The organism is Hydrogenophaga sp. ZJX-1 (genome assembly GCF_048590325.1).
Lineage (GTDB): Bacteria > Pseudomonadota > Gammaproteobacteria > Burkholderiales > Burkholderiaceae_C > Hydrogenophaga.
The window spans coordinates 151,073-177,437 of the sequence record NZ_JBMBRA010000003.1 but is presented as its reverse complement, the minus strand read 5'-3'; the positions used below and the strand labels follow the sequence as shown (position 1 = coordinate 177,437).

General features: G+C 68.7%; 21 protein-coding genes. 16 read left to right on the top strand and 5 right to left on the bottom strand.

Annotated elements, in window-relative coordinates; all coding sequences use genetic code 11:
• Positions 1-20 precede the first annotated feature (20 nt).
• On the bottom strand, positions 21-2,675 hold the full coding sequence (locus ACN5W5_RS09635) for a cation-translocating P-type ATPase (RefSeq protein ID WP_420048326.1): 2,655 nt from the start codon (positions 2,673-2,675) through the stop codon (positions 21-23).
• A gap of 162 nt (positions 2,676-2,837) precedes the next feature.
• Between ACN5W5_RS09635 and ACN5W5_RS09630 the strand changes: the two genes are divergently transcribed.
• Entirely contained in the window at positions 2,838-3,245 is a 408-nt protein-coding gene (locus tag ACN5W5_RS09630) for a DUF302 domain-containing protein (RefSeq protein WP_420048325.1), read from the top strand.
• A 77-nt stretch (positions 3,246-3,322) separates the two neighbouring features.
• On the top strand, positions 3,323-4,885 hold the full coding sequence (locus ACN5W5_RS09625; protein WP_420048324.1) for a L,D-transpeptidase family protein: 1,563 nt from the start codon (positions 3,323-3,325) through the stop codon (positions 4,883-4,885).
• Position 4,886: 1 nt separating this feature from the next.
• On the opposite strand, the gene ACN5W5_RS09620 is transcribed toward ACN5W5_RS09625, so the two are convergent.
• Positions 4,887-5,186 carry a hypothetical protein gene (locus ACN5W5_RS09620; RefSeq protein ID WP_420048323.1) on the bottom strand — a complete coding sequence of 100 codons (300 nt, stop codon included), beginning with the start codon at positions 5,184-5,186 and terminating at the stop codon, positions 4,887-4,889.
• Between the two features lie 201 nt (positions 5,187-5,387).
• Here ACN5W5_RS09620 and ACN5W5_RS09615 point away from each other — a divergent pair, with 201 nt between their 5' ends.
• From ACN5W5_RS09615 to ACN5W5_RS09600, 4 genes are all read left to right on the top strand, one after another.
• Complete coding sequence (locus tag ACN5W5_RS09615) at positions 5,388-6,704, top strand: GTP cyclohydrolase II (RefSeq protein ID WP_420048322.1); 1,317 nt, start codon at positions 5,388-5,390, stop codon at positions 6,702-6,704.
• A gap of 8 nt (positions 6,705-6,712) precedes the next feature.
• Positions 6,713-7,921 carry a URC4/urg3 family protein gene (locus ACN5W5_RS09610; RefSeq protein WP_420048321.1) on the top strand — a complete coding sequence of 403 codons (1,209 nt, stop codon included), beginning with the start codon at positions 6,713-6,715 and terminating at the stop codon, positions 7,919-7,921.
• A gap of 23 nt (positions 7,922-7,944) precedes the next feature.
• Complete coding sequence (gene upp / locus ACN5W5_RS09605) at positions 7,945-8,574, top strand: uracil phosphoribosyltransferase (RefSeq protein WP_420048320.1); 630 nt, start codon at positions 7,945-7,947, stop codon at positions 8,572-8,574.
• A 61-nt stretch (positions 8,575-8,635) separates the two neighbouring features.
• Positions 8,636-9,913 (top strand): amidohydrolase family protein, encoded by a 1,278-nt coding sequence (locus ACN5W5_RS09600; RefSeq protein WP_420048319.1) that lies wholly within the window; start codon positions 8,636-8,638, stop codon positions 9,911-9,913.
• A gap of 95 nt (positions 9,914-10,008) precedes the next feature.
• Here ACN5W5_RS09600 and ACN5W5_RS09595 read toward each other — a convergent pair whose 3' ends face one another.
• Positions 10,009-10,953, bottom strand: coding sequence for a ketopantoate reductase family protein (locus ACN5W5_RS09595; RefSeq protein ID WP_420048318.1), 945 nt, complete (start codon positions 10,951-10,953; stop codon positions 10,009-10,011).
• A 79-nt stretch (positions 10,954-11,032) separates the two neighbouring features.
• Between ACN5W5_RS09595 and ACN5W5_RS09590 the strand changes: the two genes are divergently transcribed.
• Both ACN5W5_RS09590 and ACN5W5_RS09585 read left to right on the top strand, forming a co-directional pair.
• On the top strand, positions 11,033-12,325 hold the full coding sequence (locus tag ACN5W5_RS09590) for an aspartate aminotransferase family protein (RefSeq protein ID WP_420048317.1): 1,293 nt from the start codon (positions 11,033-11,035) through the stop codon (positions 12,323-12,325).
• Positions 12,326-12,334: 9 nt separating this feature from the next.
• A complete protein-coding gene (locus tag ACN5W5_RS09585) occupies positions 12,335-13,036 on the top strand; it encodes an enoyl-CoA hydratase/isomerase family protein (RefSeq protein ID WP_420048316.1) in 702 nt (233 codons plus the stop codon).
• Between the two features lie 4 nt (positions 13,037-13,040).
• Here ACN5W5_RS09585 and xdhB read toward each other — a convergent pair whose 3' ends face one another.
• Entirely contained in the window at positions 13,041-15,347 is a 2,307-nt protein-coding gene (gene xdhB / locus ACN5W5_RS09580; RefSeq protein WP_420048315.1) for a xanthine dehydrogenase molybdopterin binding subunit, read from the bottom strand.
• Positions 15,344-16,867: a xanthine dehydrogenase small subunit gene (gene xdhA / locus ACN5W5_RS09575; protein ID WP_420048314.1), complete on the bottom strand. Its 1,524-nt coding sequence runs from the start codon at positions 16,865-16,867 to the stop codon at positions 15,344-15,346. The genes xdhB and xdhA overlap by 4 nt, the downstream gene beginning before the upstream one ends.
• Positions 16,868-16,961: 94 nt before the next feature.
• Here xdhA and ACN5W5_RS09570 point away from each other — a divergent pair, with 94 nt between their 5' ends.
• From ACN5W5_RS09570 to ACN5W5_RS09535, 8 genes are all read left to right on the top strand, one after another.
• The gene (locus ACN5W5_RS09570; protein WP_420048313.1) at positions 16,962-17,915 is read left to right on the top strand and encodes a LysR family transcriptional regulator; all 954 of its coding nucleotides are present in this window, start codon (positions 16,962-16,964) and stop codon (positions 17,913-17,915) included.
• 19 nt (positions 17,916-17,934) lie between these two features.
• The gene (locus ACN5W5_RS09565) at positions 17,935-19,488 is read left to right on the top strand and encodes an ABC transporter ATP-binding protein (protein ID WP_420048312.1); all 1,554 of its coding nucleotides are present in this window, start codon (positions 17,935-17,937) and stop codon (positions 19,486-19,488) included.
• Positions 19,475-20,530, top strand: a complete 1,056-nt coding sequence (locus ACN5W5_RS09560; RefSeq protein WP_420048311.1) for an ABC transporter permease — start codon at positions 19,475-19,477, stop codon at positions 20,528-20,530. The genes ACN5W5_RS09565 and ACN5W5_RS09560 overlap by 14 nt, the downstream gene beginning before the upstream one ends.
• A complete protein-coding gene (locus ACN5W5_RS09555; RefSeq protein WP_420048310.1) occupies positions 20,530-21,450 on the top strand; it encodes an ABC transporter permease in 921 nt (306 codons plus the stop codon). Before ACN5W5_RS09560 ends, ACN5W5_RS09555 begins: the two co-directional genes overlap by 1 nt.
• A 60-nt stretch (positions 21,451-21,510) precedes the next feature.
• Entirely contained in the window at positions 21,511-22,656 is a 1,146-nt protein-coding gene (locus tag ACN5W5_RS09550) for a BMP family ABC transporter substrate-binding protein (protein ID WP_420048309.1), read from the top strand.
• A 190-nt stretch (positions 22,657-22,846) separates the two neighbouring features.
• Positions 22,847-23,908: a Rieske 2Fe-2S domain-containing protein gene (locus ACN5W5_RS09545; protein ID WP_420048308.1), complete on the top strand. Its 1,062-nt coding sequence runs from the start codon at positions 22,847-22,849 to the stop codon at positions 23,906-23,908.
• Between the two features lie 167 nt (positions 23,909-24,075).
• Positions 24,076-25,113 carry an adenosine deaminase gene (locus tag ACN5W5_RS09540; protein WP_420048307.1) on the top strand — a complete coding sequence of 346 codons (1,038 nt, stop codon included), beginning with the start codon at positions 24,076-24,078 and terminating at the stop codon, positions 25,111-25,113.
• Between the two features lie 100 nt (positions 25,114-25,213).
• Positions 25,214-26,317 (top strand): BMP family ABC transporter substrate-binding protein, encoded by a 1,104-nt coding sequence (locus ACN5W5_RS09535; protein WP_420048306.1) that lies wholly within the window; start codon positions 25,214-25,216, stop codon positions 26,315-26,317.
• The last annotated feature ends 48 nt before the right edge of the window (positions 26,318-26,365 follow it).

The window sequence follows — 26,365 nt, the reverse complement described above, 5'->3', positions numbered from 1 at the left end:
GCTGGCGTGGCACGGTCACGTCACTGCGCCACGAATGGTCGGCGTGAACCGGCGTGGGCTCTTCGGGCCCACTTGATGCCTTCGAACCAGAACACGCTGAACAGGCCCAGCCCGCTGGCGATGGCCAGTTCGTGCGCCGGCAAGGGCGCAAAGCGCAACACGCCCACCGCCCAGGGCACATAGAGCGCGGCCAGCAGCAGCGCCAGGGCCAGACCCACCACCACCCAGAGCGTGGTGTTCGGCGTGCGCAGCGTGGCCCAGAGCGGCCTCGTGGCCGAGCGGTTGGAAAGGATCAGCGCCAGGTTGCCGATCACCAGCGTGGCAAAGGCAAAAGCGCGGGCCTCCGCCTCGGGCAGCCGGGGCGCCGCCCAGGCAAACGCGCCCATCACCGCCGCCAGCACACCCAGGCCCTGCAGCAGCGCCAGCCACAAGGTGACGCCGCCAAACAGCGGTGCGCTGGCGTCGCGCGGCGGGCGCTGCATCACGTCGCTCTCGGCCGGTTCGTTCTCGAAAGCGATCGAGCAGGCCGGGTCGATGATGAGTTCGAGCAGGGCAATGTGCATCGGGAACAGCAGCGCCGGCCAGCCGAACAGCACCGGCAGCAGCGCCATGCCGGCAATCGGCACGTGCACCGCCAGGATGTACGACATCGCCTTGCGCAGGTTGTCGAAGATGCGGCGCCCCAGCCGCACCGCGCGCACGATGGCCGCGAAGTCGTCGTCCACCAGCACCAGCGAGGCCGACTCGCGCGCCACGTCGGTGCCGCGCTGGCCCATGGCCACGCCCACGTGGGCAGCGCGCAGGGCCGGCGCGTCGTTCACACCGTCGCCCGTCATGGCGACGATGTCGCCGCGCGCTTTCAGCGCCTGCACGATGCGCAGCTTCTGCTCGGGTGCGATGCGCGCGCACACGCTCACGGTTGCCATGCGCTCGCGCAGGGCGGCATCGCTCAGCGTCGCCATCTCGTCGCCCGAGAGCACCTCGGCGGCCGACTCCGCCAGGCCCGCCTGCCGCGCGATCGCCTGCGCCGTGGCCGGGTAGTCGCCGGTGATCATCACCACGCGGATGCCGGCCGCGCGGCACTCGGCGATGGCGGCGGGCACCTGCGGGCGCACCGGGTCCGCCAGGCCCAGCAGGCCGACGAACGTGAAGTCGAAATCGTGCTCGTTCGCGGGCCAGTCCTGGCCTTCGAAGCGGCCGCTGGCCACGGCGAGCACGCGCAGGCCCTCGGCGGCCAGTTCGTCCACCACGCTGGCAATGTGCGCCTTCTGCGCGTCGTCAAGGTGGCACAGGTCCACCACCGCCTCGGGCGCGCCCTTGGCGGCCACCGTCTGCACACCCTGCTCCGACGCCGCCCACACATGCGACATCGCGCGCAGCGCGGGGCTGAGTGCGTAGGTCTGCACCAGCCGCCAGTCGCGGTGCAGGTGTTCGGTGTCGGTCAGGAAGCGTTCGCCCAGCTGGTGAAACGCCTTCTCCATCGGGTCAAACGGGTCCACCACGCTCGCCAGAATCGAGAACTCCACCAGCGTGTGGAAGGCTTCGGGCAGCGGTGATTCGGACCCCGCATCCAGCATCAGGCGGTCGGTGAGCGCCACACCGCCCGCCGCCAGGTGCGTCACCGTCATGCGGTTGCCGGTCAGCGTGCCGGTCTTGTCGCTGCACAGCACGGTGGTGGCGCCCAGTGTTTCGATCGCGTTGATGCGGCGCGTGAGCACGCCTTCGGTGGACAGGCGGCGCGCGCCCAGCGCCGGGAACACGGTCATCACCACCGGGTATTCCTCCGGCAGCATCGCCATGGCCAGCGCGATGCCGGCCAGCAGCGCCTGCAACCAGTCGCCCCGCATCAGGCCGTGCACCAGCACCAGCGCCAGGCTGAGCGCCAGCGCCAGCAGGGCCAGGTGGCGCACCAGCTGCGCCGTCTGCTTCTGCAGGGGCGAACGTTCGTTTTCCAGCGTGCCCAGCGCCGTGCCGATGCGCCCGATCTCGCTGCGCGCACCGGTGGCCGTGACACGCGCCAGCGCGTGCCCCTGCACGATCAGCGTGCCCGCGTACACGGTGGGCCAGTCGTCGCCGCCGGGGCGGGCGCGGGCGGCGTCGTCGGCCTGCGGGTTCGCGGCCAGCTCCGGCGCCAGCGCTGCCCGCTTGCTCACCGGCACCGCCTCGCCGGTCAGCAGCGATTCGTCCGCCTGCACGCCGTCGGCCGACACCAGCAGGGCGTCCGCCGGCACCCGGTCGCCTTCGCTCAGTTGCAGCAGGTCGCCGCGCACCACATCGCGCCCGGCAATGCGCTGCGGCTCCCCGTCGCGGATGACGAGCGCGCGCGGGCTGGTCAGGTCGCGCAGCGCTTCAATGGCGCGCTCGGTTTTGCCCTCCTGGTACAGCGTCAGCCCCAGCGTGATGACCACGAAGCCGAACAGCGTCAGGCCCTCCTGCAGGTCGCCGAACGCCATGTAGAGCGTGCCGGCCGCGAGCAGCAGCAGGAACATCGGTTCGCGCACCGTGTCCAGGGCGATGGACAGCAGGCTGCGCCGCTGTCCGCCGGGCAAGGCGTTGGGTCCGTCTGCAGCGAGGCGCTGCGCGGCGTCTTTCGCGGACAGGCCGGCCCCGGTGTCAGGGGCCGGTGTCGCGGGGGGCGGTTTCGGGGTGGCGGGCTGGGGCGGGGTCAAGGGCATCCTCAAGGTTGGCGCAGCCACAAAACGGCAACGCTGATCAAGGCTTGCATTCTGACCCTGACTCCGGCATGGTTCATGCGTCGGTTCGGTGTCGAACAGACGCGTTGCTCCACAGCAGCCATCTTCGGAGCTGAACCACCACCCTCAAGGAAGGAACCTGCCATGTATGGATTCACCACCACGCTCAGTGGCGTCTCGTTTGACGAAGCGATCGCCCAGACCACGCAGGCGCTCAAGGCCGAAGGCTTTGGCGTGCTGAGCGACATCAATGTGCAAGCCGCGATGAAAGACAAGCTCGGCGAAGACATGCCACCCTACCGCATCCTCGGTGCGTGCAACCCGCCGCTGGCTTTTCAGGCGTTGCAGGCGGAGCCCGACATCGGGCTTCTGCTGCCCTGCAATGTGATCGTGCGCGAAGTGTCGAGCCACGAAATCGTGGTGGGGTTCCTGGACCCTCAGGTCATGGTGGGACTGGTCGGTGGCGCCGGGGTGAAATCGGTGGCCGACGAGGCCGAGCAGCGCCTGCGCCGGGTCTGCACCAAGCTCGGCGGGCACCCCGTCTCCGTGTGATGGAGGGCCGCACCTTGTGCCCGTGTTCCTGAACTGTGCCTGCCCAGCGCCCGACGCCAGACCGGGCGCCTGACCGCATGCCCACACCGCCCACGGTGTCCCGCGCCTTGTGCAGCCTGGTTCTGGCGCTGGGCCTGGCCGCGGGTGGCGTGCGGGCGTCCGAGCGGCCGTTGTGGTTCGACGCAGGCCGTCCCAGGCCCCAGGCCTGGCAGGCGGTGGAGTTGCTGGCCGGGGCGCCTGGCCATGGGCTGATCGCCCAAGACTACGGCGTCGATGCGCTGGGGCTGCAGGTGGCCGGGGCGGCCCAGGAGCCGGCGCTGGATGACGCGGCCCAGGAACGGCTGGCGCAAGCACTCAGCGCATCCATGCAGCGCTACCTGAGCGACCTGCACCAGGGCCGGCTGGACCCGCGACGGATCAACCACCAGTTCAAGCCACCGGCCCGCGACGGCTTCGACCCGGCGGCACGGCTGCGCGAGGGTCTGCAGGCCGGGCGACTGGCCGATGTGGTGCGCGAGGCCGCGCCGCGCTTGTCGCAGTACGAAGCGCTGCGCCAGGCATTGGTCCGGATGCGGACCCTGGTGGGCCACCCCGCCTGGCGGCAGGACCTGCCCCCGTTGCCGCGTCCGGCCCACTTCAAGCCAGGCCGGCCCGGCAAGCTGGAGCCCGGCCAGACCTGGGCCGGCCTGGCCCTGCTGGCCGAACGGCTGCGCTTGCTGGGGGATATGGCGGCCGGCGGGCCGCTGCCGACGGTCTATGAGGGCGTCTGGGTGGAGGCGGTTCAGCGCTTCCAGCAGCGCCATGGACTGGAGGTCGACGGTGTGGTCGGCAAGGACACCTGGGCCGCATTGCAGGTGACGCCAGGCGAGCGGGCGCTGCAGATCGCCCTCAATCTGGAGCGGCTGCGCTGGACGCCGCTGACCGAAGCCCGGCGCATGATCGTGGTCAACATCCCGGAATTCGTGCTGCGGGCCTACGAGGTCCGCGAGGGCCGCATCGTCGTCCACCAGACCATGAAGATCATCGTGGGCAAGGCCATGGACACGCGCACGCCGGTGTTCGAAGAAGAGATGCGCAGCATCGAGTTCAGCCCCTACTGGAACGTGCCGCCGTCGATCGCGCGCACCGAGACCGTCCCCAGGCTCCAGCACGACCCCGGCTACCTGGCGCGTGAGGACATGGAATTCGTGCTGCCCGACGGCCTCGTCAGCACCGAGGTCACCCCGGACGTGCTGGCCGAGGTGCTGGCCGGGCGCGCCCGCATACGCCAGCGCCCCGGGCCGAAGAATGCGCTGGGCGCGGTCAAGTTCTCATTCCCGAACCGCGACCATATCTACCTGCACCACACGCCCGCGGCCCGGCTCTTCGGCAAGGGCCGCCGCGACTTCAGCCACGGCTGCGTGCGTGTCGAGCAGCCGGTGGCGCTGGCCCTGTTCGTGTTGCAGGACATGCCCCAGTGGACCGAGCCGCGGGTGCGCGAAGCCATGGCCGCAGGGCAGTTGCAGACCGTGCGGCTCGCCACGCCGGTGCCGGTGCTGATCACCTATGGCACGGCACTGGTGAAGCAGGGACGCCTGCATTTTTACCCCGACATCTACGGCCACGACCGCGAGCTGGCCGAGGCGCTGCGACAGCGCTGAGTCAGATCGGATCGGCCAGCAGCTTGCACATGGCCGCGATGTTGGCCGCGCTGGGCACCTGCGGTTTCATCTCGTCTTCTTCGGCGGTGGCGTTCTCGTGCGCCTGGACCGCGTTGACCAGCGCGTACTGGTTTTCCCACGAGAGGGTCTTGCCTTCCGGACACATGTCGCGCAAAGTGCCAAACCAGTAGTAGCCGTCCTTGCCGCCGAACAGCGTGTCGATGGCGCCGGCATCGCCGGTCTTGATGCCCTGGGCCGAAAGGATGAGCTTGAGTTTGTGATGAGAGACGGAATAGTGCATGCGCGCTTCGGGTGTGTGTGGCCAGGTCAGGGCGGCCCGCCAATGTGCGGGTCACCAGGGGCCGCGATTTTACCGATGGCGCCGGCGACCCGGCGCCATCGGTTGGCACTGCACTTGCTAACGCCCCCGGGGTGACGGAGCCGACCTCGTGTGGGCTCCGCCCGGTTCGCCAGCGATTGGTCTTTTTCAAGGTTCCCGCCCATGTCCGCAGATGCCCTGTCAGCTGATTCCCCGTCGCCAGAGGTTGCTGTGGCCGTGGCACCCGCTTCGCCCAACACGCCGCACCCGCGCCACATCCGCCTGACCTCGCACTCCGGCGGCTTCGGGGCGCTGCCCATCGTCTGGGGCGCGGCCAGTGCGCGCGAGCGCGGGCCGGTGGTGGGCACCACGCTCAACGTGTCGAACCGCAACGTGATCGGCACCCACAGCGGCAGCTACAGCGTCTACCGTGCGCTGGCCGTGGCAGCCGGTGCGCTCAAGCGCGAGCACCGCGCCGACCTGACGAACACCGCGCCCACCGACATCATCGGCCCCTACCCGCAGTGGGCCGACCCGGAAAAGATCGTCAGCATGGACCCGTGGGGTGCCGTGATCGCCGACGCCTATTCGAGCGAGCTGGAGGCCGGCTACGACATCCGCCCCACCATCGCCGTGACCCAGGCGCACGTGATCCTGCCCGAGGTGATCGACGCGCTGCAGAAAGGCAGGCTCCAACCCGATGGCCGCTTCCTTACCCCGGGTGGTGCGGCGGTCGTCACCAAGGTGGCGGTGGAGCCGGTGTGGTACCTGCCGGGCGTGGCGAAGCGTTTTGGCTGCACCGAGGCGGTGTTGCGCCGTGTGCTGTTTGAAGAGACCGGTGGCATGTACCCCGAGCTGGTCACGCGCTCCGACCTGGAGGTGTTCCTGCCGCCCATCGGCGGGCAGACGGTCTACATCTTCGGCAACCCGCGCGACCTGGCCGACCCGTCCGTGACGCTGACCGCGCGCGTGCACGACGAGTGCAACGGCTCCGACGTGTTCGGCTCCGACATCTGCACCTGCCGGCCCTACCTCACGCACGCCATCGAGGAGTGCATCCAGGGCGCGCAGCGCGGCGGTGTGGGGCTCGTGTCGTACTCGCGCAAGGAGGGCCGGGCGCTGGGCGAGGTGACCAAGTTCCTGGTCTACAACGCGCGCAAGCGCCAGGTGGGCGGCGACACGGCCGACCAGTATTTCGCGCGCACCGAGTGCGTGGCCGGCGTGCAGGACATGCGTTTCCAGGAGCTGATGCCCGACGTGCTGCACTGGCTGGGCATAACCAGGATCCACCGGCTGGTCTCGATGAGCAACATGAAATACGACGCCATCACCGGCTCGGGCATCGAGGTCGGCGAGCGCGTGAACATCCCGGACGAGTTGATCCCCGCCGATGCGCGCGTGGAGATGGACGCCAAGATGGCGGCGGGCTACTTCACGCCGGGCGTGGTGCCCGATGCCGACGAGCTGAAGATCGCCAAGGGACGGGGGCTGGGGTCTTGACCGCTGCCGTGCGCGTCCTGCGCTCCACTGCGGCGGTGCGCGAACGGGCGCAGCAGCTGCTGGCCCGCGCCCGCGCTGGCGCTTCGGATGCCTTTGCGGTGGACGATGCCGCACTGAGCGTGGCCGCACGCAGCGTCGCCGAACTCACGCGGCAGCGCTTTCCGGACGGGCGCATCCCGTACCACAGCCGCTGGCGCCATTTCGAAGCGGGCGGGGTGGACCGCGCTGGCCAGCTCGATGCGTTGCTGGGTCCGGTGGACGCGGCCACCCGCGCGCGGGCTCAGATCGACCTGGCGCTGGTGAGCGTGTTGCTGGACGCCGGTGCCGGTCCGCAATGGGTTTACCGTGAAACGGCCAGCGGGCAAGATTTTTCGCGCTCCGAAGGCCTGGGCGTGGCGAGCTTTCACGCCTTCACCGCGGGGCTGTTCTCGGGCGACCCGTTGCAGCCCCTGCGGGTGGACGCGGCGGGCCTCGCGGCGCTGAGCACCGGGCGCCTGGGCGAGGCGTTCCAGGTCAGCGAGAGCAACCCGCTGGTGGGCCTCGAAGGCCGGACCGAGCTGCTGCGCCGGCTGGGCGTGGTGCTGGCGAGCCGCCAGGATGTCTATGGCCCGGCGGGGCGACCCGGTGCCTTGTACGACGCCATGCTGCCGGGCACCGACACGGTGCGCACCATGGCGGCGCACGATCTGCTGGTGCTGCTGCTGGACACGCTGTCGGCGATCTGGCCGGCGCAGAACGCGATCGATGGCCAGCCGCTGGGCGACTGCTGGCCCCACCCGGCGCTGGATGGCGAGGGCCTGACGGCGGGGTGGATGCCGTTTCACAAGCTCTCGCAATGGCTGACCTATTCGCTGCTCGAACCGTTCGAATGGTCGGGCGTGCGGGTGACCGGTCTGGATGCGCTGACCGGCCTGCCCGAATACCGCAACGGCGGTCTGCTGATCGACGCGGGCGTGCTGCGTCCGCTGCCGGACGACTGGGCCACGCGCCGCTGGTCCGCCGGCGATGCCTTCATCGTCGAATGGCGCGCGCTCACCGTGGCCCTGCTCGACGAGCTGGCCCCGCTGGTGCGCGCCGAGCTGGGCCTGAGCGCACAGCAGATGCCGCTGGCCTGCGTGCTCGAAGGCGGGACCTGGGCCGCGGGGAGGGCACTCGCGCAGCGGCTGCGCAACGGACTGCCGCCGCTGAACATCGTCAGCGATGGCACGGTTTTCTGACCACAACAACACAAGGCAACACCATGAGCAACGTCCACCTCATCGACCATCCGCTGGTGCAGCACAAGCTCACGCTGATGCGCCGCAAGGACGCCAGCACCAACAGCTTCCGCCGCCTGCTCAACGAACTGGCCCTGCTCATGACCTACGAGGTCACGCGCGACATGCCGATGCAGGACATCGAGATCGAGACGCCGCTGGAGACCATGACCGCCAAGGTGATCGATGGCAAGAAGCTGGTCTTCGTCTCCATCCTGCGCGCGGGCAACGGCATCCTGGAGGGCATGCTGAGCGTGGTGCCGGGCGCGCGCGTGGGCCACATCGGCCTGTACCGCGACCCCAAGACGCTGACGGCGGTGGAGTACTACTTCAAGATGCCGTCGGACATGCACGAGCGCGACGTGGTCGTGGTCGACCCGATGCTGGCGACCGGCAACTCGGCCATCGCCGCCATTGACCGGCTCAAGGAAACACGGCCCAAGTCCATCAAGTTCGTCTGCCTGCTGACCTGCCCCGAAGGCCTGGCCGCGCTGCAGAAGTCGCACCCCGACGTGCCGATCTACACGGCGGCCATCGACCGCCAGCTCAACGAACACGGCTACATCCTGCCCGGTCTGGGCGATGCGGGCGACCGCATCTTCGGCACCAAATAGCGCACCGCTCCGCGGCGTATCCTCGGGCGCTGATGAAACCCCGCCGCCAAGGTGAACCACGATGCTGGACCTGCTGATCACCCACGCCAACTTGCCCGACGGCCGCACCGACATGAGCGTGGCGGTACAGGGTGGCCGCATCGTCGAAGTGGCGCACGGCCTGCAAGCGCCCGCGCACGAGACGCTGGACGCCGGCGGCCAACTGCTCTCGCCGCCGTTCTGCGACCCGCACTTCCACATGGATGCGACGCTGAGCTACGGCCTGCCGCGCGTGAACCAGAGCGGCACCCTGCTCGAAGGCATCGCGCTCTGGGGCGAACTCAAGCCGCTGCTGACCGAGGAGGCGCTGGTCGAGCGTGCGCTGGCCTACTGCGACTGGGCTGTCGCCAATGGCCTGCTGGCGATCCGCAGCCACGTCGACACCAGCGACCCCAGCCTGCTGCCGGTGCGGGCGATGCTCGAGGTCAGGAAGCGCGTCGCGCCCTACCTCGACCTGCAGCTGGTCGCCTTCCCGCAGGACGGTGTGCTGCGCAGCCCGGGCGGCCTCGACAACCTGAAGCGCGCGCTGGACCTGGGCGTCGACGTGGTCGGCGGCATTCCGCATTTCGAACGCACCATGGCCGATGGCGCGGCCAGCGTGAAGCTGCTGTGCGAGATCGCGGCCGAACGCGGCCTGCCGGTGGACATGCACTGCGACGAGAGCGACGACCCGCTCTCGCGCCACATCGAGACGCTGGCGTATGAGACCCAGCGCCTGGGCCTGCAGGGCCGCGTCAACGGCTCGCACCTGACGTCCATGCACAGCATGGACAACTACTACGTCAGCAAGCTGATCCCGCTGATTGCCGAGGCCGGCGTGAGCGCGGTGGCCAACCCGCTGATCAACATCACGCTGCAGGGCCGGCACGACAGCTACCCCAAGCGGCGCGGCATGACCCGGGTGCCCGAACTGATGGCCGCGGGTGTGACGGTGGCCTTCGGCCACGACTGTGTGATGGACCCCTGGTATTCGCTCGGCAGCGGTGACATGCTGGAGGTGGCGCACATGGGGCTGCACGTGGCGCAGATGACCAGCCAGGCCGGCATGCGCCAGTGCTTCGAGGCCGTGACCACGAACGCGGCCCAGGTGATGGGGCTGGCCGGTTACGGCATCGAGGCCGGCAGGGACGCCAGCTTCGTGCTGCTGCAGGCGCGCGACCCGGTCGAGGCGATCCGCCTGCGCGCGACACGGCTGCGGGTGTGGCGTCAGGGCCGGCTGCTGGCCGAGACGCCTGCCGCCCATTCGCGCCTTGCATTGCCGGGACGGCCGACCCAGACCGACATGATGCCGGCGCGATAGGCGGCCTGGGCCGGCCGAGGCTGGCATCACCCGGCCGGACCATCAACCATGTGAACCGCACGGCCGACCGCCGATGTCCCCGCCGCAGGCCGGGTTCAGGCGCCGGCAGCCGGGGCGGCGTCGGCCACGCGGCGTTCAACCAGCTTGACGGCGGTCCACAGCGCGCGGTTGGCCGGCGTGGGCACACCCAGGGCGTCGCCCCGGCGCACCACATACCCGTTGAGGAAATCGATCTCGCTGGGCTTGCCGCGCATCAGGTCCTGCGCGGTGGAGGAATACTGGCCCGGCATGGTCTCGGCGATGCGGCGCACCGCCATTTCCACATCGCCGGGAACCGTGACCCCGTCGGCCTGCGCGACCGCCTGGCATTCGGCCACCACGTCGCGCATGACCGCCGCCACGCCGGGCTGTTGCACCAGTTCGCCGTAGACGGTGCGGCCCAGGGCCGACAGCGCGTTGTAGGCGCAGTTGAGGATCAGCTTGGCCCAGAGCGCGCCGCGCACGTTGTCGCTGATCTCGGTCGGCACGCCGGCGGCGATGAGCGCCTGCGCCACGGGTCCGCTGTGCGGCGACGGCTCGATCACGAGTTCGCCGCGGCCGTGGTGCCGCAGGTGGCCCGGTCCGGCCATTTCGGTGGCCACGTAGACCACCGCGGCGGCCACCGCGTGGCCAGGCAGCACGGTGCGCAGCCGCTCGGCGTTGTCGACGCCGTTCTGCAGGCACAGCACCAGCGCCCCTGGCGCCAGGTGCGGCCGGATCTGCTCGCCGGCGGCTTCGGTGTCGGTCGACTTCACCGCGAACAGCACCAGGTCCGCGCCCGCCACGGCGCTGGCCGCGGTGCTCGCGTCGAGCCGGACCGCCTCGTCAAAGTGGCGGGTTTCCATGCGCAGGCCGTGGGCCTCGACGGCTTGCACGTGTTGCGGGCGGCCGATCAGCGTGACGCGGTGACCGGCGCGGGCGAGCATGCCGCCATAGAAACAGCCGACGGCGCCAGCGCCCATGACGGCGACCTGGAGGGGAGAGGGCAGGGGAGCATTCATGATTTCATTCTAGGAGGGGGCGATGGTGCTGCCCGCATCCGTTACGCTGTGCGGGCCTCCACGACAAGAAGGAACCCCCATGCATCTGAAAGACGCCGTCGATGCCGCACGCGAACGCTACCGTGCCGGCAACCCGGCCAGCGAGCGCCAGCTGGCCGAGGCCGCCATGGTCATGCCCGGCGGCAATACCCGCACCGTGCTGTTCCATGCGCCGTTCCCGCTGACCATGGTGCGGGGCGAAGGGGCCCATCTCTGGGATGCCGACGGGCACCGCTACCTCGACGCGCTGGGTGAGTTCACCGCCGGCCTGTTCGGTCATTCGAATGCCGCGATCCGGCAGGCCATCGTCGCTGCGCTGGACGATGGCCTGAGCCTGTCTTCGCACAACTGCCGCGAGGTGGCGCTGGCGCGCGAGATCCAGCGGCGCTTCCCGTCGATGGCGCTGATGCGCTTCACCAATTCCGGCACCGAGGCCAGTCTGCTGGCGCTGGCCACGGCCCAGGTTTTCACGGGGCGGCGCAAGATCCTGGTGTTCGACGGTGCCTACCACGGCGGCTTGCTGAGCTTCGGCCGTGGCGGCTCACCGATCAACGCACCCTACGACTGCCTCATCGCACCCTACAACGATCTGCCGGCGGTCGAGGCGCTGGTGCGCGAACACGGTGCGGCGCTCGCGGCGATCATGGTGGAACCCATGCTGGGCGCGGGCGGTTGCATTCCGGGCGATGTGGCGTTCCTGCAGGGGCTGCGCGATCTCACCCGGCGCTGTGGTGCCCTGCTGGTGTTCGACGAGGTGCAGACCTCGCGCCTGTCCTTTGGCGGGCGGCAGGCGCTGCTGGGCATCGCGCCCGACCTGACGGTGATCGGCAAGTATTTTGGTGGTGGCCTGTCCTTCGGCGCCTTCGGCGGGCGTGAGGACTGCATGCAGCGCTTCGACCCGCGCCGCCCCGATGCGCTGGCCCATGCGGGCACCTTCAACAACAACGTGCTCTCGATGGCGGCCGGGCTCGCCGGATTGCAGCAGGTGCTGAGCGAAGCGGCGCTGACGGCGCTCAACCAGCGCGGTGAACGCCTGCGTGAACGGCTCAACGCGGTCCTGCGGGCGCAGGACGTGCCGGCCCAGTTCACCGGCCTGGGCTCGATCATGAACCTGCATGGCATGACCGGTCCGGTGCGCTGCGTGGCCGATCTGGCCCCTTCCAGCGGCCTGATGAAGGAACTGCTGTACTTCGAGCTGCTGGAGCGCGGCGTCTACATGGCGCAGCGCGGCCTGGTGGCGCTGTCGCTGCCGTTTGACGACGCGGCCTGCGACACCATGGTGGCGGCGTTCGAAGACGCGGTGCGCGCGCGCGCCGGCGTGCTGCGCGGTTGAGGGGCGGACATGGCACTGATTTCGGCGCTGCGCGACGGTGTGCTGACCTTGACACTGAACCGGCCACACAAGCTCAATGCGATCAACAACGCGCTGGCGCAGGACCTGCTCGATGCCCTGGGCTCGGCAGCAGCGGACCCGGACGTCCGCGTGGTGCGCCTGCGTGGGGCGGGGCGTGCCTTCTGCGCCGGCCGCGACGTGAGCGAGCCGCCGACCGGACGCGATCTGGCGCTGGTGCAGGCGGTGGCCCAGGCGATCGTGCGCCTGCCGCAACCGGTGGTGGCCGAGGTGCACGGCTGGACGCTGGGCGCGGGGCTCGAATGGATGCTGGATGCGGACCTGGTGGTCGCCGGCGCCAGCGCGCGTTTTCGCCTGCCGGAAGCCTCGCTGGGGGTGTTCGTCACCGGCGGACTGAGCGCGACCCTGTCGGCGATGGTGGGGCTGGCCCGTGCCAGGTCGCTGATCCTGATGGGTGAGGCTTTTGATGCCCCGCAGGCGCTGGACTGGGGGCTGGTCTACCGGGTGGTGGACGATGCGGACCGCGATGCGGCGTCCTGGCAGGTCGCGACCACCCTGGCCGCGCTCGACCCGGAAGTGGCACGGACCTTCAAGCGGGTGCTGAACCAGATCGGCCTGCCCGCCTTCGATCGGGCGATCGACGCGGAAAACGAGGCACAGCGTCTGCTGGGCGCCCGACCCCGGCCGGCCTGATCCGTCAGGCGCCCAGGGCGCGCAGCACCTCCTCGGCGGTTGCCGGCGCGTTGACCTGCATCGGCTGGCCACCCGCCTGTGCGACCGCGTCGCGCAGCGCCTCGTACACGCTGATGGCCAGCATGAAGGGTGGCTCGCCCACGGCCTTGCTGCCGTGCACGTTGTCCTCGCGGTTGGCCTCGGGCCAGAGCTCGATCTTGAAGTGCGCGGGCACGTCGCCGGTGGCGGGGATCTTGTAGGTGCTGGGCGCGTGGGTCTGCAGATACCCTTTGCCGTTCCAGACGAGTTGTTCCGTCGTCAGCCAGCCCATGCCCTGGATGAAGCCGCCCTCGATCTGGCCGATGTCGATCGCCGGGTTGATGCTGTGGCCGACGTCGTGCAGGATGTCCACCTTCAACACCCGGTACTCGCCGGTCAGCGTGTCGATGGCCACTTCGCTGACCGCCGCACCGTAGGCGAAGTAGTAGAACGGCCGGCCGGTGAGCGTGGTCTTGTCGTAGTGGATCTTGGGCGTGCGGTAGAAGCCGTCGCTCCAGAGCTGGATGCGGTTGGCGTAGGCCGCGCCCACCACGTCTTCCCAGCGGCGCGTGGTTTTCTCCGTGATGACCTGGCCGCCTTCGAAGCGCACCGCGCCCGCGCCGCAGCCGTCGAGACCGGCCACGAAAGCGGCCAGGTTGTCGCGCACATGGCGCGCGGCGAACTGCGCGGCGCGGCCATTCAGGTCGGTGCCGCTGCTGGCCGCGGTGGCGCTGGCGTTGGGCACCTTGCTGGTGTCGCTGGCGGTGGCGAGCACGCGCTCGAACGGCACGCCGAGTTCGTCGGCCACGATCTGCGCCACCTTGGTGTTCAGGCCCTGGCCCATCTCGGTGCCACCGTGGTTCACCTGCACGCTGCCGTCGGTGTAGACGTGCACCAGCGCGCCGGCCTGGTTGAACAGGGTGGCGGTGAAGCTGATGCCGAACTTGACGGGGGTGAGCGCCAGGCCTTTCTTGATGACGGGGCTGCTGGCGTTCCAGGCGGCGATCTGTTCGCGGCGTTCGCGGTAGCCGCTGGTGATCGCCAGGGTATTGATCAGCGGGTCGAGGATGTTGTCTTCCACCTTCATCTGGTAGTGGGTGACATTGCGCTCCTTGATGCCGTACAGGTTGCGCAGGCGCACGTCCAGCGGGTCCAGGTCCAGCGTGCGCGCGATGTCACCCAGGATGCGCTCGATCACGATCACGCCCTGCGGGCCGCCGAAACCGCGGAAGGCGGTGTGGCTCTGCGTGTTGGTCTTGCAGCGGTAGCTGGCCACGGCCACGTCTTCAAGGAAGTAGGCGTTGTCGGCGTGGAAGATGGCGCGGTCGGCCACGGGGCCGGAGAGGTCGGCGCTGAAACCGCAGTTGGCCAGCATCTCCAGCTCCAGCCCGCAGAGCAGGCCGCTGTCCTCAAAACCCACCCGGTAGTGGTAGGCAAAGGGGTGGCGCTTGCCGGTGATCATGAAATCGTCGTCGCGGTCCAGCCGCAGCTTGACCGGACACTTCAGCTGGTTGGCGGCGATGGCGGCCCACACCGCCAGGTGGCCGGCCTGCGTTTCCTTGCCACCGAAGCCGCCGCCCATGCGCCGGCATTCGACCGTGACGGCGTTGCTGGCAATGCCCAGCGCATGCGACACCCAGTGCTGCACCTCGCCGGGGTGCTGCGTGCTGGTGTAGACCCACCACTGGTTCTGTTCCAGCGGCAGCACGTAGGCGATCTGGCCTTCAAGGTAGAAGTGTTCCTGGCCCCCCACTTCGAAGCGGCCTTCGAGCTGGTGCGGTGCGCGCCGGAGGGCGGCCTTCGCGTCGCCCCGGCACACCTGCACGGGCGGCAACACGTAGCTTTCCAGCGCGTGGGCCTCGTGCACGTTGAGCACGGCGGGCAGCTCCTCGATCTCGAGCTTCACCAGCCGCGCGGCGCGGCGCGCGGTCATCACGTCGTCGGCCACCACCAGCGCGATCACCTGGCCGGTGAACATCACGGTGTCGAGCGCGAACACCGGCTCGTCGTGCGCAAAGGCGGCGAGCGTGGTGTCGCCGGGGATGTCGCCGGCGTCGATCACGGCGCGCACGCCGGGGAGCGCCAGCGCCGCCGAGGCGTCGAGCTTGCGCAGGATGCCGTGCGCCACGGGCGAGCAGACCGGCGCCGCGTGCAACGTGCCGCGCACCTCGGGGATGTCATCGATGTAGGTCGCGGCGCCGGCCACCTGGGCCCGGGCACTTTCATGAAATTTCGACTGTCCGGCGGCACGCAGGGTGTTGTCGCTGACGAGTTTCAGATCGGGCGCGTTCATGCCAAGGCCTCCAGCGTTACCGCGTTCAGACTTTCCAGGTTGATGCTCGTCATGCCCTGGCTTTCCAGCCAGAAGCGTTGCAGCAGATTGCCCAGCACGGTCTGGCGGTAGGCGGCGCTGGCGCGCATGTCGGAAATGGGCTGGAACTCGGCGCGCAGCGCGGCGCTGGCGGCCATCACGGTGTCGGCGTTCCAGGGCTGGCCGAGCAGGGCGGCTTCGGTCTGGCGCGCGCGGGCCGGGGTGGCGGCCACGCCGCCGGCGCCGATGGAGACCTGTTGCACGGTGCCGTCTTTCAGGGTCATCTGGATGGCGAGGCAGACGGCGGAAATGTCGTCGTCGAAGCGTTTGCTGATCTTGTAGACGCGCATGAACGCTTTGTTTTCCGGCCGAGGCACCTTGATCCAGCACAGCAGTTCGTCGGGCCGCATCACGTTGGTCCGGTAGCCGGTGTACAGGTCTTCCAGCCGCAACTCGCGGTGCGCGATCTCGCCGCCGGCGGCGGTTTTTCTCCACCGCATCAGCACCACGCTGGCGCCCAGCGCGATCAGCAGCGGCATCGAATCGCCAATCGGCGATCCGTTCGCCACGTTGCCTCCCAGCGTGCCGGAGTTGCGCACCGGCAGGCCGGCGAAGCGCTGGCTGAAGGTCTGAAGCTGGGGGCGCTCCTTCACCAGCGCCGCATAGGCGTCGGTCAGGTTCACGGCCGCGCCGATGGCGATGTGGTGCGGGTAGGTCTCCACGCGCTGCAGCTCGCGCGCCGCGGTCACGTCCAGCACGCGCTCGAAGCGCTTGTGAAGCTTGGTGACCCAGAGGCCCACGTCGGTGCAGCCGGCCACGACCTGCGCCTTGGGGTGAGCAGAGCGGGCCTGCAGCAGAGCGGCCAGGGTGGTGGGGCGCAGGTAGCTTTCATTGCCCTTCTGGCGCGGCTTCAGCGCCTTGAGGGCGGCGACGGTGGCCGCTTCGTCCACGCCACAGCCGGCGGGCAGCGGCAGGCTGCCCATTTTTTCAGCGGCGTCGAGGATGGGGCGGTAGCCGGTGCAGCGGCAGAGGTTGCCCGAGAGGTCCACCTGGGCCTGTTCCCGCGTGATGCCTTGTCCGCCACCACTGTTCTGGTACATGCCAAACAGGCTCATCACGAAGCCCGGCGTGCAGAAGCCGCACTGGCTGCCGTGGCACTGCACCATGGCTTCCTGGCAGGGATGCAGGTCGGGGGAGGCGCCAGCCTTGAGCGTGGGGGCGGAAAGGTCTTCGGCGGTGAACACCGCCATGCCATCCACCGAATGCGCCAGCCGGATGCAGCTGTTGATGGCCTGGTATTGCAGCTGGCCGTTGACGGCCTGCGCCAGCACCACGGTGCAGGCGCCGCAGTCGCCTTCGCCGCAGCCCTCCTTGGTGGCGGTGAGCTGCAGGTCCTCGCGCAGCACCTCCAGCAGGGTGCGGTCGGGTGCTACATTGCCGAGCGCCACGGTCTGGCCGCGGCGCACGAATCTCAGGGTTTGTGCGGAGATTTTTGAATTCATGCGCGCCAGCATAGCGCCCACCCCATGGCACAACATATGCTCAGGCATATGGGCAGAATGCCCAAACCACCATCCACACGCATAGCCTCAGGGTATGAAATACGTGTCCATGTTCGACAAGATTGACCTGCACCTGATCCGCGTGCTGTACACCGTGCTCACCGAGCGCAGCGTGTCGCGCGCGGCGTTGCGGCTGGGCATGTACCAGCCGGCGGTCAGCGCGTCGCTCAAACGCCTGCGCGAACTGGCCGGGGATCCGCTTTTGGTGCGTTCGGGTTCCGGCATGGTGCCCACCGTGGCCGGGTTGCGCATGATCGAACCGGCGGCCGACATCCTGCGCAGTGCCGAGGTGCTGTTTTCCGACGCCCGCAGCTTCGACCCCGCCACGGCCCACCACACCTTCAGCCTGGCCGCCAGCGACTACCTGGACCCGCTGTTCCTGCCGCAGCTGGTGGCCCAGATCAAGAGCCTGGCGCCGCAGTGTCCGATCGAGATCCATCCACTGTCGGCCGACTCCGACTACCGTCACCACCTCGCCCAGGGCGACTTCGATGTGGTGATCGGCAATTGGCCGCTGCCGCCCGGTGACCTGCACCTGGGCCGGTTGTTTGGCGACGAGGTGGTGTGCCTGGTGTCGAACCAGCACCCGGCGGTCCGCAGGGGTTGGGACGTGGAAGCCTGGCTCACCGCCGAACACATCGCGCCCACGCCCACCCACCCCGGCGCGCGCGGCGTGATCGATGACCACCTGGCCGCCAAGGGCCTGGTGCGCAACATCACCGCGCGCTGCCCGCATTTCGGGCTCATCCCGGCCATGGTGGCGGGCAGCCTGCTGGTGTTGACCACCGGCCGCCAGTATTGCGAGCGCTACACCGGCGTGCTGCCGGTGCAGGTGCTGCCGTGTCCGGTGGAGTTCCCCCGCATGATGTATTACCAGCTCTGGCATGAGCGCACCCACGCTTCCAGCGCGGGGCGCTGGCTGCGTGAGCAGATCAAGGGCGTGGCGGCTTCGCTGCGCCGCCCCGACGCTGACGCCGCCGCAGCCTGAACACCCAAGAGGAGACCCCGTGACCGCGCCACGACTGCAACTCACCGGCATCACCAAGCGCTATCCCGGCGTGGTGGCCAACAGCGGTGTCTCGCTCAGCGTGGCGCCGGGCCAGATCCACGCCGTGCTGGGCGAAAACGGCGCTGGCAAGTCCACGCTGATGAAGATCATCTACGGCTCGGTCAAGCCCGACGAGGGCGCGGTCATGTTCAACGGCCGGCCGGTGCACGTGCGCAACCCGCAGGAAGCGCGGGCGCTGGGCATCAGCATGGTGTTCCAGCACTTCAGCCTGTTCGACACGCTGACCGTGGCCGAAAACGTCTGGCTCGGGCTGGACAAGTCGCTCACGCTCGCCGAGGTCAGCGCCAGCATCGACGTCACCGCTTCCCAGTACGGCCTGGACATCGACCCCAAGCGGCCGGTGCACACGCTCAGCGTGGGCGAGATGCAGCGGGTGGAAATCATCCGCGCGCTGCTGACCCACCCGCAGTTGCTGATCCTCGACGAACCCACGTCGGTGCTCACGCCGCAGGCGGTGGAGAAGCTGTTTGTGGTGCTCAACAAGCTGGCGGCCGAAGGCTGCAGCATCCTCTACATCAGCCACAAGCTGCACGAAATCCGCGAACTCTGCACCGCCTGCACCGTGCTGCGCGGCGGCCAGGTGACCGGCGTGTGCGACCCGCGCGAAGAAAGCAACGCCTCGCTCTCGCGCCTGATGATCGGCGCCGAACCGCCCGCGCTGGAAGTGCGCGCGCTCCACGCCGGCGCCGCGGTGCTGGAGGTGCAAGGCCTGACGCTGGCCAGCGACGACCCCTTCGGGACCGATCTGGCCGACATCGCGCTCACCGTGCGCAGCGGCGAGGTGGTGGGCATCGCGGGCGTGTCGGGCAACGGCCAGAGCGAGCTGCTGTTTGCGCTCTCGGGCGAAGACCGCCGCGCGCCGGCGGGCAGCATCCGGGTGGCGGGCAAGGACGCTTCGCACTATGGGCCGGGCAAGCGCCGCGCCCTGGGCCTGCATTTCGTGCCCGAAGAACGCCTGGGCCGAGGCGCCGTGCCCACGCTCTCGCTGGCGCACAACCTGTTGCTGACGCGGCGCGACGCGCTGGGCGCCGGCGGCTGGCTCAAGCTGGGCGCGCTCAAGGCCCAGGCGACCGACATCATCCAGCGCTACAACGTCAAGGCCAACGGTCCCGACGCGGCGGCCAAATCGCTCTCGGGCGGCAACCTGCAGAAATTCATCGTCGGCCGAGAGATCGAGGCCAAACCCAAGTTGCTGATCGTCAGCCAGCCGACCTGGGGTGTCGACGTGGGCGCTGCGGCGCAGATCCGCGGCGAGATTCTGGCGCTGCGCGACGCCGGTTGTGCGGTGCTGGTGGTGAGCGAAGAGCTGGACGAGCTGTTCGAGATCAGCGACCGTCTGCACGTGATCGCCAAGGGGCGCCTGTCACCCAGCATGGACCGGGCCGACGCGACCATCGAACGCATCGGCGAATGGATGTCGGGCCTGTGGGGTGCACCCTCAGGCGCCGCCTCGGAACACCACAAGAAGGAGACCGCCCATGCTGCGGCTTGAAGTCCGTCCCCAGCCCTCGGCGCGCTGGGGCTACGCCTCGCCGCTGCTGGCCCTGGCCATCACGGTGGTGATCGGCGTGATCCTGTTTGCCGTGCTCGGCAAAGACCCGGTGCGTGGTCTGCAGGTGTTTTTCTGGGAACCCATCAAGAGCACCTACGCGCTGTCGGAGCTGATGGTCAAGGCCACGCCCTTGCTCATCATCGCGCTGGGTCTGGCGGTGTGTTTCCGCTCCAACGTGTGGAACATCGGCGCCGAAGGGCAGTACCTGATCGGGGCCATCTTCGCCGCTGGTGTCGCCCTCACCGCCGACAAGACCACGGGGCCCTGGATCATCCCGGCCATCATCGTGGCCGGCATTCTGGGCGGCATGCTCTGGGCCGGCATCACGGCGCTGCTGCGCGACCGCTTCAACGCCAACGAGATCCTGGTCAGCCTGATGCTGGTCTATGTGGCGATCCAGGTGCTGAACTTCCTGGTCTACGGCCCCTGGAAAGACCCGCTGGGCTACAACTTCCCGCAGACCAAGACCTTCGAGGCGGTCACGCAGATCCCCAAGCTGATGCAGGGCTCGCGCGTCAACATCGGCCTGCTGCTCGCGCTGGCTGGCGTGGCCGCGGTCTGGGTCTTCCTGTTCCGCACCTACGCGGGCTACGGCCAGCTGGTGGGCGGACTGGCGCCAGCGGCTGCGCGCTACGCCGGCTTCTCCTCACGCAAGGCGCTGTGGATCGCGCTGCTCACCTCGGGCGGCGCCGCCGGCCTGGCCGGTGCGCTGGAGGTGGCCGGCCCGATCGGCCAGCTCACGCCCTACGTACCGGCTGGCTACGGCTTCGCGGCCATCATCGTGGCCTTTGTGGGGCGGCTGCATCCGGTGGGCATCGTGTTCTCGGCCATCCTGATGAGCATGTTCTACATCGGTGGTGAGCTGGCGCAGTCGCGCCTGGGTCTGCCCAAGTCCATCACCGGCGTGTTCCAGGGTCTGCTGCTGTTCGCGCTGCTGGCCTGCGACACGCTCATCGCTTATCGCATCAAGTGGAGTAAATGATGGAATCCATTGCCCTCCTCATCGGCTCATCGCTCAACGCGGGCACCGTGCTGGCCATCGCCTCGCTAGGCCTGCTGATCAACGAGAAGGCCGGCATCGTCAACCTCGGTGCCGAGGGCATGATGCTCTGCGCCGCGCTGGCCGGGTTTGCCACGGTGGTGCACACCGGCAGCACGGTGGCGGGCTTTGCCGCCGGCATGGCGGCGGGCGCTTTTCTGGCGGCCATCTTTGGCGGTCTGGTGATCTGGCTCAACACCAACCAGTACGCCACCGGTCTGGCGCTGTCGCTGTTCGGCGCGGGGTTTTCCGCCTTCGCGGGCAGCAGTTACGTGCAGGAAAAACTGCCCGAGCAGGCGCAGTTCGTGGTTCCGGTGCTGGGCAACATCCCGCTCGTGGGCCCGGCATTGTTTCGTCACCACCCGATGGTCTACATCTGCATCGGCATCGTGTTCGGCCTGATCTGGTTCCTCTACCGCACGCGCGCCGGCCTGGTGCTTCGCAGCGTGGGCGAGAGCCCTGAGTCGGCGCATGCGCTGGGCTACCCGGTGCGCCGCATCCGGCTGATGGCGGTGATGGCCGGCGGCGCGCTCTGCGGCCTGGCGGGCGCCTATGTGTCCACCATCTACACGCCGCTGTGGGTCGAGGGCATGATCGCCGGCAAGGGCTGGATCGCGCTGGCGCTCACCACCTTTGCCACCTGGCGTCCGGCACGCGTGTTGCTTGGTGCCTACCTGTTCGGTGGCGTGACCATGCTGCAGTTCCACCTGCAGGGTGTCGGCGTCAATGTGCCCAGCCAGTTCCTGACCATGATGCCCTACGTGGCCACCATCGTGGTGCTGGTGCTGATCTCGCGCAACCCGACCTGGATCCGCATCAACATGCCTACGTCCATCGGAAAGCCCTTCTATCCCGGCGCATAATCTTTTTTGGTTTTTGTCACTGTTTCTGCTACCACCAACTCTCCCAACAAAGAGGTTTCCATGACTGACCTGAGCAAACGTTCCCTGATGAAGCTTGCGGCCCTGACGGCCGTGGCCAGCGCCGCGCTGATCGGCTGCGGCAAGAAGGAAGAAGCCGCGCCCGCACCGGCTCCGGCACCCGCCGTGGCCGAGGCGCCCAAGGCCGAGCCGCTGAAGGTCGCGTTTGCCTACGTCGGCCCGGTGGGCGACGGCGGCTGGACCTTCGCGCACGACAACGGCCGCAAGGCCGTCGAGGCCGAGTTCGGTGACAAGGTCGTGACCAGCTTCGTCGAGAACGTGCCCGAGAGCGCCGACGCCGAGCGCGTGCTGCGCGATCTGGCCAGCCAGGGCAACAAGCTGGTGTTCGGCACCACCTTCGGCTACATGGAGCCCATGCTCAAGGTCGCGCCCGACTTCCCGGACGTGAAGTTCGAGCACGCCACCGGCTACAAGACCGCGCCCAACATGCGCACCTACGACAGCCGCACCTACGAAGGCGCCTACATGGCCGGCGTGATCGCGGGCTCCATGACCAAGACCAACACGCTGGGTGTGGTGGCGTCGATCCCAATTCCCGAAGTGATCCGCAACATCAACAGCTTCACTCTGGGTGCGCAGTCGGTCAACCCCAAGGTCAAGACCAAGGTGGTCTGGGTCAACGGCTGGTTCGACCCACCGAAGGAAACCGAAGCCGCGACCTCGCTGATCAACGGCGGCGCCGACGTGCTGATGCAGAACACCGACTCGTCCGCCGTGCTGCAGACCGCCGAGAAGCTGGGCAAGCGCGCCTTCGGCTGGGATTCCGACATGACCGCCTACGGTCCCAAGGCCCACCTGGGTTCGGCCGTGATCAACTGGGGCCCGTACTACGTCAAGGCTGTGAAGGACGCGCTGGAAGGCACCTGGAGCACCGGCGGTGTCTGGTGGGGCCACAAGGAAGGCGCGATCGACATGGTCTCCATCGCCGAAGACGTGCCGGCCGAAGCCAAGGCCAAGATCAATGAAGTCAAGGCCGGCCTGAAAGACGGCAGCTTCGCGATCTGGAAGGGCCCGATCATGGGTCAGGATGGCAAGGAAGTGCTGGCCAAGGACGTGGTCGCCGACGACGCCTTCATGGGTGGCATCAAGTTCTATGTCAAGGGTGTCGAGGGCAAGCTGCCGAACTGAGTCCACCCCTGCCGCGCCATGGGCGCGACCCCCTCAAGGGGGCGATGCGAGTGGCCCGGCGAAGCCGGTTCCACCGCATCCTGGGAAAAGCCACTCGCTTCGGACACATGGCAGATCGACGACCGTCGGACCTGCGGTGCCCTGGCCCAAAGCCGCTGCATCTGCAGCGGCTTTTTCGTTGGAGGATCACATGATCGAGAAACAACTCTGGCATCCGGTGACCGCATCGCACATGGTGCGCGATGCGCCGGTGGCGGTGGAGCTGCTGGGCAAGCCCTTGGTTCTCTGGCGCGAGCCGGGGCACGAGGGCGCGCCGGGTAGGGTGCACGCCTGGGCCGACCGCTGCCCGCACCGCGGGGCGAGTCTCTCGCTCGGTCGCGTGCTGAACCACCTGCACGGCGCGCGGCTGGAGTGCCCGTACCACGGCTGGCAGTTCGGTGGCGACACCGCGGCCCAGCAGGCGGCAGCGCCGGTGGCCGTGGGGCGTTGTGTGCATGTGCCGGCGGCGCCGGTGTTTGAGCCGCCCGCGTCCCACTGCGCCACGGTGTTCGAGGCGGTGGAGCGCCACGGGCTGGTGTGGGTCCGCCTGCAGCGACCTGATCGGACCCGTGTGCCCGTGGCCCTGGCGGAACCGCCGGTCTTCGAGCCCTGGAGCGATCCGCTCTGGCGCCAGGTGCTGTGCGGGCCTTACGAGGTGAACACCAGCGCGCCGCGCCTGGTCGAGAACTTCCTGGACCTGAGCCATTTCGGTTTTGTGCACGAGGGCTGGCTCGGTGAGCGCAGCCATGCGCAGGTGGAAACAGGCCGGGTGGAGGAGGGCGCCGACGGCCTGGTGGCCCGCGACTGCAAGGCCTGGCAGCCGCGGGCGTATGCGGGCGCCAGCGAAGGTGGCTTCATCGCCTACCGCTACACCGTGCCGCACCCGTTTGCCGCGGTGCTGCGCAAGGACGCGGCCGAGGGCGACCCGGTGAGCAACGCGATCGCGCTGTTCATCCGGCCCGACTCGGCGGCAAGTTGCACCGCCTGGTTCGCCATGGCCACGCTGGGCGACCTCTCGGATGACGAGGAACTGCGCGCCTTCCAGGACGCCGTGTTCGCGCAGGACCGCCCCATCGTCGAATCCCAGGTGCCCAGGACCCTGCCGATCGGTCAGGACGGACCGATCAACGAGGTGCACAGCCCGGCCGACCGCATGTCCAGCGCCTACCGGCGCTACCTGGCTCGGCTGGGTGTGTCTTTGGGCGTGTGTTGAGATGAACCACCCCCGCCGCGCTTCGCGCGACCCCCTCAAGGGGGCGGCACTGGCCGTCCGGCAAAGCCGGCCCGGCGGTGCCCTGCGCTGCACCGTTTCGTGCTTCGGGGTGTTGCTCCGGGACCATGGAACACGGATACTTTTTTCTTGTCGCAAGGAGTCAAGCCATGAAAAACCTCGCTGTTGAACGCGCCGTGGCCCTGGCGCGTGCCATTCCCAAGGCCGAGTTGCACATCCACATCGAGGGCTCGCTGGAGCCCGAGCTCATCTTTGCGCTGGCGCAGCGCAACGGTGTGCAGCTGCCGTACGCCGACGTCGAGGCCCTGCGCGCGGCCTACGCCTTCACCGACCTGCAGAGCTTCCTGGACATCTATTACGCCGGTGCCAGCGTGCTGCTGAAGGAGGCCGATTTTTACGACATGGCCTGGGCCTATTTCGAGCGGGCCAAGATCGATCACGTCATCCACGCCGAAATCTTCTTCGACCCGCAGACGCACACCGCGCGCGGTGTGCCCATGGCAACCGTCATCCAGGGGCTGTCGCGCGCCTGCGCCGACGCGCAGGCGAAGCTGGGCATCAGTGCGTCGCTGATCCTGTGTTTCCTGCGCCACCTGAGCGAGGCCGACGCGTTCGCGACGCTGGAAGCCGCACTGCCGTACCGCGAACACTTCATCGGCGTGGGGCTGGATTCCAGCGAGGTGGACCACCCGCCCGAAAAGTTCGTGCACGTGTTCGCACGCTGCCGTGAACTGGGTTTGCGCATCGTCGCGCACGCGGGTGAAGAAGGTCCGCCCGAGTACATCTGGGAAGCGCTGGAGCTGCTGCAGGCCGAACGCATCGACCACGGCGTGCGCTGCCTGGAAGACCCGGTGCTGGTGGCCGAACTGGCGAAGCGCCGCACGCCGCTGACCGTGTGTCCGCTGTCCAACCTGAAGCTCTGTGTGGTGGACGACCTGGCCGACCACCCGATGAAACAGCTGCTCGACGCGGGCCTGTGCGCCACCGTCAATTCGGACGATCCGGCTTATTTCGGCGGCTACCTCAATGCGAACTTCGAACAGACGGTGCGGGCACTGGCGCTGACGGAGGCCGACGTGATCACGCTGGCGAAAAACAGCTTCGAGGCGAGCTTCGTGAGCGATGACCAGCGCGCGGCCATGGTCGACGCGCTGGACCGTTCGGTCGGCCTGGCCGCACTCGCCTGAACGGGCGGCATCCACGCCGCACGGTACAATTCTCCCCCTGCGAGCCGGTGCTTCCCCGGCTCGCTTTTTTTGTCCTTCGGAAGCCATGTAGAGGAACACCATGTACAAAAACCTCGTGGCCCGGCGCACCTGCGCCTTGGCGGTCACCAGCTTTTTCTTTTCTTTTCCCTTCTCCGCACAAGCCCAGACGGCGCCCGTCGCGCCACCGGTCAAGGCCGCGTTTGTCTACGTCGCGCCGCTGACCGACGCCGGCTGGGTGCGACAGCACGACCAGGGCCGCAAGGCCGTGGAAGCGGCGCTGTCCGGCCAGGTGCAGACCACGTTCGTGGAAAACGTGGCCGAAGGCCCGGACGCCGAGCGCGTGATCCGCGACCTCGCGCAGCAGGGGCACCAGATCATCTTCACCCCCAGCTTCGGCTACATGGAGCCCACGCTCAAGGTGGCGCGCGAGTTCCCGAACGTGAAGTTCGAGTCGGTCACGGGTTACAAGACCGCGCCCAACGTGGCCACGTCCAATGCGCGTTATTACGAAGGCCGGTACCTGGCCGGTGTGGCGGCCGGGCGCATGGCCACGCAGGCCGGCTACGTGGCCGGTTTCCCGATTCCCGAGGTGGTTCAGGGCATCAACGCGTTCACGCTCGGCATGCGTTCGGTGAACCCGGCCGCCACGGTGCGCGTGGTGTTCCTGGGCGAATGGTTCAACCCGCCGCGCGAGCGCGAGGCGGCCATGACGCTGATGAACCAGGGCGCCGAGGTGCTGGCTTTCCACACCGGCTCCACCGCCGTGATGGCGGCGGCGCAGGAGCGCGGCAAGCTCGCCGTGGCCTACCACTCGGACATGCGCAAGGTCGCGCCCGACGCGCAGGTGGTGGCGGTGACCCACCTCTGGGGCGACTACTACACCCGCCGCGTCAAGGCCGTGCTCGACGGCAGCTGGCAGAGTGGCCGCGTCTGGGGCGGGGTGAAGGACGGCATGATCCGCGTCGATGCGTTCGGCAGCAAGGTGCCCGCCGCCGTGCAGGCGGAGGTGCTGGCGCGGCAGGCCGACATGGCCGCGGGCCGGCTGCAACCGTTTGCCGCCAAAGCCGATGTGCGCAACAACGAAGGCCAGGTGGTGATTCCGGCTGGCCAGTCGCTCAGCGACGCCGCGATCCTCCAAATGAACTGGCTGGTCGAAGGCGTGGTGGGCAAGCTGGCGCGCTGAAAACGGGGTGCGCCCGGCGGACCGTGTGACTTTCGTCATGGGGTTATC